This is a genomic window from Chitinophaga sp. H8 (genome assembly GCF_040567655.1).
In the GTDB taxonomy this organism is placed as follows: Bacteria; Bacteroidota; Bacteroidia; order Chitinophagales; family Chitinophagaceae; genus Chitinophaga; species Chitinophaga defluvii.
This window is the reverse complement of sequence record NZ_JBEXAC010000002.1, coordinates 2,950,645-2,963,315: the sequence shown is the minus strand read 5'-3', so window position 1 is coordinate 2,963,315 and position 12,671 is coordinate 2,950,645. Positions and strand designations below refer to the sequence as shown.

General features: G+C 45.6%; 9 protein-coding genes. 5 read left to right on the top strand and 4 right to left on the bottom strand.

Annotated features, from left to right (window positions below; genetic code table 11):
- Positions 1 to 13 precede the first annotated feature (13 nt).
- The 4 genes from ABR189_RS25825 to ABR189_RS25810 are packed head-to-tail and all read right to left on the bottom strand — an operon-like array spanning position 14 to position 4,122.
- Positions 14 to 745 carry a ZIP family metal transporter gene (locus ABR189_RS25825; protein WP_354663381.1) on the bottom strand — a complete coding sequence of 244 codons (732 nt, stop codon included), beginning with the start codon at positions 743 to 745 and terminating at the stop codon, positions 14 to 16.
- Positions 742 to 1,320, bottom strand: a complete 579-nt coding sequence (locus tag ABR189_RS25820; protein WP_354663380.1) for a phosphatase PAP2 family protein — start codon at positions 1,318 to 1,320, stop codon at positions 742 to 744. Before ABR189_RS25820 ends, ABR189_RS25825 begins: the two co-directional genes overlap by 4 nt.
- A 2-nt stretch (positions 1,321 to 1,322) precedes the next feature.
- Positions 1,323 to 2,066, bottom strand: coding sequence for a class I SAM-dependent methyltransferase (locus ABR189_RS25815; protein ID WP_354663379.1), 744 nt, complete (start codon positions 2,064 to 2,066; stop codon positions 1,323 to 1,325).
- 40 nt (positions 2,067 to 2,106) lie between these two features.
- A complete protein-coding gene (locus ABR189_RS25810; protein ID WP_354663378.1) occupies positions 2,107 to 4,122 on the bottom strand; it encodes an LTA synthase family protein in 2,016 nt (671 codons plus the stop codon).
- A 180-nt stretch (positions 4,123 to 4,302) separates the two neighbouring features.
- Between ABR189_RS25810 and glmM the strand changes: the two genes are divergently transcribed.
- The 5 genes from glmM to ABR189_RS25785 all read left to right on the top strand — a co-directional run bounded on the left by glmM (position 4,303) and on the right by ABR189_RS25785 (position 12,665).
- Positions 4,303 to 5,688 carry a phosphoglucosamine mutase gene (glmM, locus tag ABR189_RS25805; RefSeq protein WP_354663377.1) on the top strand — a complete coding sequence of 462 codons (1,386 nt, stop codon included), beginning with the start codon at positions 4,303 to 4,305 and terminating at the stop codon, positions 5,686 to 5,688.
- Between the two features lie 228 nt (positions 5,689 to 5,916).
- Positions 5,917 to 6,441 carry an RNA polymerase sigma factor gene (locus tag ABR189_RS25800; protein WP_354663376.1) on the top strand — a complete coding sequence of 175 codons (525 nt, stop codon included), beginning with the start codon at positions 5,917 to 5,919 and terminating at the stop codon, positions 6,439 to 6,441.
- A gap of 95 nt (positions 6,442 to 6,536) precedes the next feature.
- A complete protein-coding gene (locus tag ABR189_RS25795; RefSeq protein WP_354663375.1) occupies positions 6,537 to 7,583 on the top strand; it encodes a FecR family protein in 1,047 nt (348 codons plus the stop codon).
- A gap of 70 nt (positions 7,584 to 7,653) precedes the next feature.
- Positions 7,654 to 10,884 carry a SusC/RagA family TonB-linked outer membrane protein gene (locus ABR189_RS25790; protein ID WP_354663374.1) on the top strand — a complete coding sequence of 1,077 codons (3,231 nt, stop codon included), beginning with the start codon at positions 7,654 to 7,656 and terminating at the stop codon, positions 10,882 to 10,884.
- A gap of 35 nt (positions 10,885 to 10,919) precedes the next feature.
- On the top strand, positions 10,920 to 12,665 hold the full coding sequence (locus tag ABR189_RS25785) for a RagB/SusD family nutrient uptake outer membrane protein (RefSeq protein WP_354663373.1): 1,746 nt from the start codon (positions 10,920 to 10,922) through the stop codon (positions 12,663 to 12,665).
- Positions 12,666 to 12,671: the final 6 nt, after the last annotated feature.

Sequence of the window (12,671 nt, the reverse complement as noted above, 5' to 3'; positions counted from 1 at the left end):
CTAAAATATAAAATTATTCGAATAATAAGGTTAGAAAGGCCAAAACGATCCCTGCACCTATTGCCATTACCTTACGGCGGCTTAATTCATGGTGTTTGGTGCCACTTTCATAAAAGATGGTAGTGGAAATGTGTAAAAAAGCGCCTATTACCAGGGCGGTAACATATACCAGCGAATTAGTCACCACAGTAAACCGTTCTCCCAGTTGGGAAGCCAGTATAGCAGCGAATGGTGTTACACAGGCAAACAGCAGGATAATCCGCCATAGTTCCATCCGGCTCTTATTGGCATGCATCATAACAGTGATCAGTGTTAATGCCTCCGGGATCTTGTGTGCAGCCACCCCCAACATCAGGGAGGGTAAGGCAGAACGGTCTTCAAAATGAAAGCCCAGGGGAATCCCTTCCATAAAAGCATGAATAGATAACCCCAGCAATAATGGCGTTACGGCTATATGATGATGATGTTCAGAAGGTACATGAGTGTGCCCGTGCTCCATGCCATGCGATAGCTGCTGCAGGAATACCTGCAGGAAAAAGCCCAGTGCAATATAGATCCCGGCAGCATGGCCCAGCTCATGGTATACTTCCGGCAACAGGTGCATGATGGTTACCCCGAACAGGAAAGCCCCTGTGAATGCCAGTAAATAAATAGAAAAATTGGGGTGAATCCGCTTCACCGTCATGGGTATCACCCCACCGGCAATAGTCGCTGCCAGAATAAGTATTAAATAGCTCCAGTTCATGATATCAATTCAGACTCCAGTCTAATACGGCGTTGGAACACCCTTCCGGTCAGTAAGCCTATCAGTATTCCCAGTATAGCTCCTCCCGTAATATCCAACGGATAATGCACGCCTACATATATTTGTGCATATCCTATGATAGCTGCCCAGACGAGAAACAGCCAGGCATAACCCGGAATAATCTTTTTTAAAGTTAAGAAACAAAATGTACCCAGCGCAAAATGATTCGCGGCATGGGAAGAGGTAAAACTACCGCTTGATGGGCAGTACACCACCAATACCCGCACAAACTGGTTGATCAGCGGATCACGGCAAGGTCTTAACCTGCCCACCGCTTCCTTGATATACAGGCTGGCCTGATCTGCCAGGCCAAAACTGATCAGGAAAAAGAAAATCCAGAAAAGGCCTTTCCATCCATAGTTGATCGTTACAAATAATCCCAGAAACAGGTATAGGGGCGCCCAGAAAAAAGGCTCCCGCAGCATGGGCAGTATCACATCCAATGCGGCATTATGCCACTGGCCATTAATATGAAAAAACAATCTCAGATCAAAGCGGAGCAGGTTTTCAAGCATAGCTAGGCTTTTGTGGCTATTATAATCAACCGCGGCGATTGCTGCGCATCATAACCGTTAAAATGATAATCTCCAAAGATTTCCGTTATCTCCAGCCCCTGACGGGTAAACATGGCTTCAAAATCTTCCCTGGTGAAAGCATTCACGCTTTCCGTAAAATGAGCCCGCTGCATCTTATCCTTATCCAGGATATGAATGTCTTTCAGGAATTTCTTGTCCTTTGCCTCCCTGCGGATGTCAAACACTACATTGTCTTTTTCTTTCACTTCATCCACTATCAGGTGTTGGGCTACATAATTACTGTTCAGATAATCCAATACCAGCTTACCACCAGGCTTCAATGCATTTTTAAGGGTTCTCAGCGCATTGTCATTGTCCCGCTGACTATCAAAATATCCGAAGCTGGTAAAAAAGTTAAATACCACATCAAAGTAATTCACCCAGAAAGGCAGGCGCATATCATGCTGAAAAAAGCTCAGGCGTTCATTTTCCAGCTTCTTGGCAGCATTGATGCTTTCTATGGAAAGATCTATACCGGTTACGGTATACCCCTTATCCGCCAGGTAGCTGGCATGGCGCCCCTTCCCACAGGCCACATCCAGCATCAATGCATCTGCTGGTGGCTGCAGGTAAGCCAGCAGCTTATCTATAAATGCAGCCGCCTCCCGTTCATCACGGTTGCTATACAACAAATGATAATAGGGAGAATTAAACCAATCTTTAAACCAGAACTTTTCCGCTTCCATGTATATTCCGCTAATTAGCTATGAGCTGCGAGCTCGCAGCTCAATTCTTTTTATTATTGAACATCAAATATCGTGTGCTTTCATAAAACCCACGTGTTAAATTATCCATATATCTGGCGGTGTCCGGCTGTTGCAGCTGCACATCTTTCAACGGATCTCCCTGCAAATCATACAAGGCCGTACTCTTGCCATTATTATTTATTTCATACAGGTACCTTTTTCCATAAATGGCATAATAGCCCTGCTGATTACGCATATAGGTAATAAATGCATATTTCTCGGTACGGGTACTGTCAAACAGGTCGGTGCCCATTGTATAGTTTTTAAATGGCATACCCACCATTTTAGCTACCGTAGGATATATGTCCAGCAAACTGCCCGGCTCACTGATACGCTGTGGGGCCAGGTGCTTAGGGCTGTACATGAAGCAGGTAACCCGTACGCCTCCCGTGGCCATATCATATTCCGGCAGCGGAGTAAAGCTATAAGGGTTTAATATACAGTTATGGTCCCCAAACATCATAAAGATCGTATTATCCAGGTAACCATCCTTTTCTGCCATACTGATGAGGTGTCCTACATTATAATCCTCATAACGTAAAGCATTGAACTGGTCTATAGATACAAAACCGGATTGTTTGAACAGTTTCATATCAATATCTTTTTCTGTCAGCTTCTTAAAATCACCTGCCCCGGCGGTAGTGGTATAAGGAGGGTGATTGTCGGCCAGTTGCAGGAAAGCAACGAAAGGTTGTTTGTTATCGTTGGCCTTTTTAAAGATAGCACTGGCTTCGGTGATCAGGTCGTAATCAGATACGCCCCATACATCTGCCTTGGGTGATTTATAGTAACCTTCTTCAAAGATCTGTATGCTGTCTACGTTATTGGTAAATACAGCCCGGATATTCGCCCAGTTGGTATTTCCTCCCAGCATATAGTATTTCTGATACCCTTTGAACTGATCCATGATTACCCGTTGGTCTACCATTTTAGGATGCCTGCTGGCCGTTTTGGTACGGGCAATATCCGGCAGACCGGTAGTTACCGAATATACGGTGCGGGCAGTACTGATAGACGGTACAAAAAAGTCTTCAAACAATACCCCGTTTTTTGCCAGCCGTTGCATATTGGGCGTGGCCTGCATGGGGTTATTATACATACTCGTTACCGCTGCGCCGGTAGATTCCAGCATCACCAATATCACATTCAAACGGGGTTTATCCACACCGGGGACGGTGCGTACAAAGTTCAGCTGTTCCGCATTGGTGCTGTCTACTCCCAGGTATTTTGCGATATAGGGGTAATATTGTTTTGTTTTGGCAATATCGTAAGTATCTGATTGTACAGACAGGTTGGATACAAAATATAATACAGGATTCAATGCTAGACTGGAGACCCCATTATCCTTGGCAAACATGGCCTGGCTCCAGCGCAGGGGAAAATACGCCACATTCCCATATATACCCGCGGCGATCAATAATACCATCGACACCACATAAGCGGTGAAAGGCCAGTTCCTTAACTGCCGCCCCGGCTGCTGTGCAAAACGATTGAAAAGCAGGCGTTGCAGCCGGTATACCAGGTACATAAATACCAGGATGGCCAGGGTGCCCCGGATTACCGGATAACTTTGCCATACCATCTGCGCATTGGTCATCCGCTCGCCGGTAGCCAGAAAACGCATGATAGACGGGTCCAGCCGCAACCCCAGGTAATCATAATGCCCCAGATCCAGTATATAAACCAGGGTGAGTAACAGGTATACTATAAAGAAATACGTAAAGCTGATCTTACGGAAAACAGGCCGCGTGAAGAACCGGTCACGAAAAATAACCGCCAGTGCACCTATTGGCACGATTAATATTAAGGTAAGCCTCAGATCAAATTTTAATCCCAGATACCAGGCCTTGGTAATAATAGCCGGATCTGTAATGGTAGTCTTTATGAAGAAAAAGTAAAATATCAACCGGAACAATACCATTAAAAGAAAAAGGCATACTGTTTGAGCAAGCACATAACGGATATACCGGGGTACATTCCTCCAGGAGTACTTCATGTATACTTTAGCTGTTTTTTAAAAAGCGTAACCGCAAATATAGCATAAAAAACAGCTATGGAAATAGTGGGTGGTCAATCATATAAGGTCTTAGCCTCCATACTGTTACCATAACCGAAATAAAAATTACCGGGCAAAAGTGTTTTTTTTATATTTGCCTTCCTTTAAAAATTGAATCTTGTGGCACTGATCAAATCGATATCTGGTATTCGCGGTACTATTGGAGGTAAGCCTGGTGAGGGTCTTTCTCCGGTAGATGTAGTAAAATTCACAGCAGCTTACGGCACCTGGTTACTCCAGCAATCCCCTGACAACAAAAAAGTGGTGATTGGCCGTGATGGTCGTATTTCCGGTGAAATGGTAAAAAACCTGGTAGTATCCACCCTCAATGCTTTAGGCATCGATGTGGTAGACCTGGGACTTTCCACCACCCCCACTGTAGAACTCGCAGTTACAATGGAACAGGCTGCCGGCGGTATTATTCTTACTGCCAGCCATAATCCTAAAGAGTGGAACGCCCTCAAACTGCTCAACAGCGCAGGGGAATTCATCTCCGGAGAAGATGGCGCTACCCTGCTCGATATTGCTGCACGGGAAGATTTTAACTTTGTGGATGTTAGCAAACTGGGATCTTACCAACAGGATGACTCCTATCTGCAAAAACATATTGACCTCGTACTGAACTACCCCCTGGTAGATGTGCCTGCTATTAAAAAGCGCAACTTCAAAGTAGTGGTAGATGCGGTAAACTCTACCGGCTCCATGTTTGTTCCACCATTGCTGAAAGCGCTCGGTGTAGCAGAAGTGGAAGTACTGTTTGGAGAAGTAACCGGCAAGTTCAGCCATAACCCTGAGCCTCTTCCGGAAAACCTGACCGCCCTGTCCAATGAAGTGAATAAAAACAAATTTGACCTGGGTATAGCAGTAGATCCGGATGTAGACCGCCTTTGCTTTGTATGCGAGGATGGCAGCATGTTTGGCGAAGAATATACCCTGGTGGCAGTAGCAGACTATGTACTGAGCAAAAGAAAAGGTAATACCGTTTCCAACCTCTCCTCTACCCAGGCACTGAAAGATGTTACCCTTAAAAATGGTGGAGAATATCATCCTTCTGCGGTAGGTGAAGTGAACGTGGTGAGGAAAATGAAGGAAGTAAATGCGGTAATTGGTGGAGAAGGTAATGGCGGTATCATCGTTCCGGACCTGCACTACGGACGTGATGCCCTGATCGGTATCGGGTTATTCCTGAGCCACCTGGCCCACAGCCAAAAAAGCATCAAAGCACTGCGTAACAGCTACCCTGACTACTTTATCTCCAAAAATAAGATAGAACTGGACAAAGGAGTAGATGTAAAAACCATCTTTGAAAAAATTAAAGGCAAATACAAAAATCAGCCGCTGAATACAGAAGACGGTCTGAAAATCGAATTTGACAAGGATTGGGTACACCTCCGTACTTCCAATACCGAACCTATTATACGTATCTACGCTGAAAGTCAGAATGAAACTACAGCTGATAATATTGCCAAACGTATTATGCAGGATATCAAAGAATTCATGCACTAATATCGTAAGCATATCTTTTTAGGAGCCCCAAAAGGGTTATTACTCCCAAAAGTAAAAAAAGCCGTCTCAGATTGAGACGGCTTTTGTGTTTAATCCCCCATTTGGAATTGACTGATATTTTTTTAATCTTGTAGAAACAGATAGTACACAGAGGAGAATTAATGTTTAATTAACAACCAATATCTTTTTTAATTTGTCAACTTTGCTGCCAAAAGTAAAAGCTGTTCCGTGGAAAATATAACTGCATTAAAAGAGGGGGACGCAATTATATTTGAACAAGTATACGCAGCCTTCCACGAAAAATTATATTTCTATTTCCTGAAGCATACCCGTTCCCAGCAATTATCGGAGGAGCTGCTGCAGGCTACCTTTGTAAAGTTATGGTGCTACCGCAAAAACCTGTCTGACGACCATACCCTGTCAGAACAGTTGTTCCGGATAGCCAAAACTACTATGATAGATATGCTCCGCAAAAACAATAAACAACGGGCATTCCTGAAATCCTATACAGATAGCATCGGGCATACTTCACAGGTCACCGAACCCGCTACCCGGGACACGATGCACCATCTCCAATTGGAAATGGAAAAACTCCCCCCGGTACGCAAAAAAGTATTCATGCTCAGCCGCATTGACGGCCTGTCGCACAAGGAAATATCCCATCTGCTCTCCATTTCCCCTAAAACCGTAGAAGTTCATATCACCAAAGCACTAAAGCACCTGCGCCGTGTATTACTTACATTTTTCTACTGATCTTCCCCCCTATCTGTATCCCCATTGTAAATAAATTGTTACGGGTAAGGGATCATGTCATTTCAAACGTAGTATTCGTAAAGGCACCTGTTTTTATGGCTTTATCACCTGCATTATATCAACGCTTTATTAAAGGGCAATGTACCGAAGAGGAAGAAAGAGAGGTGCTATTATACTTTAAAGAACACCCGGAAGCGATGGAGGAATATCTCCAATGGCAGGACTGGGAAAATTTTGAACCGGAAGGCAAACTGCATCCCGTTGTTTCAGATAAAGTACTTCATAAAGTACAAAGTAAGATTTATGCCCGCTCCCGGATGTTTAAAGTACTCAGGCGGATAGCTGCTGCTGCAGTGCTTACCGGTAGTATAGTGCTGGTATGGGCACTGGCAGGCAACAGGCATCAGGTAGCGCCTCCCATCGGCATGGCATTACAGGCTGTCATTGCACCACTTTCAGATACACAGTATCATAAAAACAATGGACAAACAATCATAGCGCTGGTACTGGAAGATGGCTCTGCCGTACAATTACATCCTAACAGCCAGCTGCATTACCGGCGTCACTTTACTACCAGCAAAAGGGAGATCTGGCTAAACGGAACAGCCAGATTTGAAGTGGCACAGGACAGCAAACGCCCGCTCACTGTATATACCGCTTCCATCGGTACTACCGCCCTGGGTACAGCTTTTCTGGTAAAGGAAAATATCACCAACGGTAGCGTAACGGTAAAACTATTCAATGGTAAGGTGCGCATAGATCACCAGCAACAGCCCGGGCAACCCACTTTTGCGGCCCAATATCTGGTACCAGGAGATGAACTGAGCTATAACACCGGAGATGCCCGCCCGGTAATATGGAGTAAAAATAAACGGGTAAGTAAAACAATAGCGCCCAATGAGCAGCACACTACTGCCAATACAGGCCTGGTGTATTTTAAGCAGCCACTGCCTGCCGTGTTACAAACACTGGAACAACACTTTTCAACAACGATCAGCTACGATAAAAAAGCATTATCAAAAATTCGTGTAACCGCAGAATTTAGTTACAATGATTCTTTAGCGCAGATACTGGAAGTCATTGCCACACTGAATAACCTCCAGCTGACGCATACGGATAAAGGTTTTTCATTAACGAAATAATAAAGCATTAAACCAGCAAAAAATCAGGCTGCCCATGCGGCCAGGGAATGTATTGTCTAAAATTAACGCTATGATCAAACGCTTCGTCAACAAACACTCACTCCATAGTGCAGGGTTATTATTATTACTCTTTGCCCTCCGGCCTATCATCAGTCAGGCACAAAACAAGCCCGATGTAGCGGGGGTAGTACAAAGTCCGCAAGGCGAAAAAATGCCGGGCGTTTCCGTAAAAGCGGTACAGGTGGCTACCAACAAAATATCGTTCCAGGTAACCAACGAAAAAGGGCTATTTAAATTCGATAACCTGGTGGCTGGTGATAACTATGAATTTATTTTCTCCTCTGTAGGCTATAAAACACAACAACTGCAAGGATATACTATCAAGAAAGGAGAAACCATCAACCTGATTGTAAGAATGAAATTGCGTGATGACTCCCTGGCGCAGGTAGTGGTGGTAGGGTATGGTACCCAGAAGAAAGCCAATGTGACCGGTGCTATTTCACAGGTAGGATCAGAAGTATTTGAAGACCGCCCTATTACCAACATTGCCCAGGGGCTACAGGGGGCTATTCCTAACCTGAATATCACTTTTGGTGATGGCCGTATAGGAAGGGGTGGAGATTTTAATGTCAGAGGTATTACCTCCATTAATGGTGGTGGCCCATTGATCCTCATCGATGGCACACCTGGAGATATTAATATGATCAACCCCGAAGATGTGGCCAGTGTAACGGTATTGAAAGATGCGGCCTCTGCTGCCATCTACGGTGCACGGGCTGCTTTTGGTGTGATCCTCGTTACCACCCGCAAAGGCAAAACCGGTGCTCCCCAGGTACGCTATACCAATAGCTTCGGCTGGAGTAAACCTACCCGCCTGCCACATGTGGTAAATGATCCATTAGCTGCTGCCACGCTGCAAAATGAAGCCTATCGCGGTTATGCAGGTGGTGATCAGCCCGGTATGCCGGATGTGATCGCTTATCTTAAAAAACGCCAGGAAGATCCTTCTCTTCCCGAACTGGGAGTAGATGCTGCCGGTAACTTCATCCGGGGCGCCAACACCGACTGGTACCGCGAATTTTATAACGATCAGCAGCCTTTCAGTAAACATTATGTCAGCTTATCCGGTGGTAAAGGAAATACCAACTACTTTATCTCTGCCGGTTATATGAAACAACAAGGTGCCTTTCGTGTGGCTACGGATGACTATAAAAAATACAGCCTCCGCCTGAAACTCGACAACCAGGTAACCGATTGGCTGAAAATATATGATAATGTGGAAATGATCCAGGGCCTGTATGATGCACCCAACAAATTTGTGGCCAATGGATTTAATGTGTACCGCTACCTTTCCCTGTTTGCCAACCCTTATGAGGCAATCAAAACGCCCTCTGGAAATTATACACAGGCAGGGATGCTTACTTTCGGCCAGCTGGAAAAGGGAGGCCGCTCCCTGCAAAAGGATCAGCTCCTGAAAAATACACTGGGCTTCCAAACCAGTTTTTTAAACAACAAGCTGCGCTTTAATGGTGATTACACGGTGTTCGTTACCCAAAACCGGAACGATATTCAGAACATTCGCCTGAAATACGAAAACAAGCCCGGCAGTATCGCAGCTTATTCCAATCAGGACTACACCGCTGCTTCCATGGGTGAAACCCTCAACCAGGTAGTAAATCTGTACACTGAATATGAACAACGCATTGGGCAACACCATTTTAAAGGCCTGCTGGGTTTTAACCAGGAGCTGAATAAATATAGCTACTTTACTGCCCGCCGCGATGATAATATCACCCAGGAACAAAGCGCCCTGAACCTCACTTCCGGTGTGGCTACTGTAGGTGATAATAAAAGAGAATGGGCCATACGTGGTGTGTTTTATCGCCTCAACTATGATTTTAAAGACCGTTATCTGCTGGAACTGAATGGCCGTTATGATGGTACTTCCAAATTTGCAGACTCCAGCCGCTACGCTTTCTTCCCTTCTGTTTCAGCAGGGTGGATCATCTCAAAAGAACCTTTCTTCCAGCCTTTATCCAAAGCATTCAGCAACCTGAAAGTAAGGGCTTCTTATGGCTCATTGGGTAACCAATTGTCTTTATCAGAATATACCTACCTCAATACTCTGGGCGTGTATAAAACATCCGATATCCTGGATGGGGCACAGCCACTGGCAGTAGGTGCGCCGGGGTTGATGCCGGTAAATCTAACCTGGGAAACAGCTACTACGCTGGACTTCGGCCTGGACTTCACCGCGCTGCGCAACCGCCTGGATGTAGGATTCGACTGGTTTAACCGTACCACTACCCGCATGCTCACAAAAGGTAAGACCCTGCCTGCGGTATTAGGTGCAACAGAACCTAAACAAAATGCGGCCGACCTTTCTACCAAAGGCTGGGAGTTTTCTGTAAAATGGAACGACCGCAGCACCCTCTTTGGGAAGCCTTTCTCTTACAACTTCGGCGTAGTATTATCCGACAGCCGGTCTTTCATCACCAAATTTGATAATCCCAACAAGTTCCTGGGCGACTATTACGAAGGGATGGAATTAGGCGAAATATGGGGATATAAAACCCTGGGATTTTTTCAGACAGATGAAGAATACAAAACACACGTAGATCAGCGATTGGTACAGAGCCTGGCGTACAGCCTCAACGGACATCCAATGGCTGGTGATATCAAATTCGAGAACCGCAATGGGGATGATAAGATCAGTAATGGCAAAAACACGGTAGATGATCCGGGAGATATGTACAAGATTGGTAACGACCGCCCCCGCTATGCATATGGTGTGAGCGCCGGTGCCAATTGGAATGGCATTTCGCTTGATGTGTTCTTCCAGGGTATTGGTAAGCGTGACTTCTGGCCGGAAGCAGAGTCCGGTGTATTCTGGGGTTTCTACAACCGGTGGAACCAACCGGTATACGATCATATCTACAATAACTACTGGACGCCGGAAAATCCAAATGCCTACTTCCCACGTCCACGTGCCTACGATGCTTTTGATGCCAGCCGCCAGCTGGGTGTAAAACAAACACGTTACCTCCAGAATGCGGCCTATCTGCGGTTAAAGAACCTCACAGCGGGATACACCATTCCAGCTAAATGGACCACCCGTATTGGTATCGATAAGGCGCGGATTTTCTTCTCCGGTCAAAACCTGTTTGAATTTACCCGTATCTCCAAAGCATTTGACCCGGAAGGTATTAACGATGAAGTAGATGGGGGCACCAGCAACGGTAGAGGCTTTGTATATCCAATACAGCGCACCTATACATTTGGTATTGATGTGAATTTCTAAACCAGGTAACATTCTGGACCATAAAAAATTAACGGATGAAAAAGCAATTATTAGCATATACACTTTTAGTACTGGTAGCCATATCAGGTGCCTGTAAAAAAGACTTCCTGGAGCGTCGCCCACTCAGCGATATTGCACCACAGGATTTTTTCAACACCGAAAAGGACCTGGAAATATATACCAACAGCCTGTATGGCAACCTTCCCGGAACAGATATCTATTCGGCGGATAACACCAGCGACAATGTTGAAACGGCTTCTACCAACGAAGTAGTGGCAGGCCGTCATATAGTAAAAACAAGCGCTGGTGAAGCCGGCTGGAACTGGGGAGCACTGCGCAATATCAACTACTTTTTAAACAGCTATCAGAAAGCGGCTATTCCGGATTCTGTTAAAAATCACTATGCCGGTATTGCCCGCTTCTTCCGGGCACTCTTTTATCTGGAAAAAGTACAGCGCTTTGGTGATGTACCCTGGTACAGCTATCCGCTGGAAGCCAATAGCCCTGAACTATACAAAGCACGGGATTCACGTGTGCTGGTAATAGACTCCATCCTGGCAGACCTCGATTTTGCAGCGGCAAAGATCAAGGCCGGGAAAAACGTTTCCCGCATTACCAAATGGGCAGCGCTGGCACTGAAAGCACGGGTATGCCTCTTTGAAGGTACTTACCGCAAATACCATAGTGAGCTGGGATTAAGTGGTGCAGATGAATTGTTACAAAAAGCTGCTGATGCAGCAAAGGCTATTATGGATGGCGGCATGTATAAATTATACAGCACCGGCAAGCCGGAAACAGATTACCTCAACCTGTTTGCCGCCGATGCTGCCAATACGGATGAGGTTATCCTGGCCAGGGTATATGACCGCACCCTTAATAAAACCCATACAGCCAATGGTGCTTTTACCGTATCTACACTGGGCGCGCCTGGTCTTACCAAAGCACTCATCAATAGTTACCTCATGAAAGATGGTACACCTTTCTCTGCCGTACCTAACTATGCTACCATGCCTTACTGGGAAGAAGTAAAAAACCGTGATCCGCGCTTAGCCCAAACCATCCGCACGCCCGGTTACAAACGTATTGGCACCAACGTACCATTGGTACCTGATTACTCCGATGCCTTAACCGGCTACCAGGGTATTAAATTTGTAACAGGTACCGATCAGGATGGTTTTAACTCTAACAGCAATGACCTGCCTATCTTCCGTTATGCAGAAGTATTGCTGATCTACGCAGAGGCTAAAGCAGAACTCCACCAGCTTACACAGGGCGATGCAGATAAATCCGTAAATGTGATCCGTACACGGGCAGGCATGCCTTTCCTTATCCTGGCAGGGCTGACAGCTGATCCGGTGCTGGTGCAGCACAATCCTGGTGTTACAGATCCTGCCATCCTGGAAGTACGCCGCGAACGCCGTGTGGAACTGGCCATCGAAGGATTCCGCTACCAGGACCTGATGCGCTGGAAATTAGGTGCACTGCTGGCACAGCGTTTTCTGGGGGCTTACTTCCCTGGGAAAGGTGAGTTTGACCTGGATGGGGATGGTAAAAATGATATCGCCATCGTAGATGCCAGACCGGATAATCCGGTGAAAGGCTTACAATACTTTATCCTGAAACCAGACCGTGCATTAACAGAAGATACCAAAGGCAATATCATCGTACATCCGGTGGATATTAAAAAATTTGAGTCTCCCAAACATTACCTCTTTCCATTACCTTTAACGGAAATGTTGCTAAATAAAAACTTAACGCAAAACCCGGATTGGGAAAAATAAATCGGC

Bases quoted from the DNA above. Each gene is read 5' to 3' on its own strand.
- ABR189_RS25825 (WP_354663381.1), bottom strand. From the start codon at position 745: ATGAACTGGAGCTATTTAATACTTATTCTGGCAGCGACTATTGCCGGT.
- ABR189_RS25820 (WP_354663380.1), bottom strand. From the start codon at position 1,320: ATGCTTGAAAACCTGCTCCGCTTTGATCTGAGATTGTTTTTTCATATT.
- ABR189_RS25815 (WP_354663379.1), bottom strand. From the start codon at position 2,066: ATGGAAGCGGAAAAGTTCTGGTTTAAAGATTGGTTTAATTCTCCCTAT.
- ABR189_RS25810 (WP_354663378.1), bottom strand. From the start codon at position 4,122: ATGAAGTACTCCTGGAGGAATGTACCCCGGTATATCCGTTATGTGCTT.
- ABR189_RS25795 (WP_354663375.1), top strand. From the start codon at position 6,537: ATGGCTTTATCACCTGCATTATATCAACGCTTTATTAAAGGGCAATGT.
- ABR189_RS25790 (WP_354663374.1), top strand. From the start codon at position 7,654: ATGATCAAACGCTTCGTCAACAAACACTCACTCCATAGTGCAGGGTTA.
- ABR189_RS25785 (WP_354663373.1), top strand. From the start codon at position 10,920: ATGAAAAAGCAATTATTAGCATATACACTTTTAGTACTGGTAGCCATA.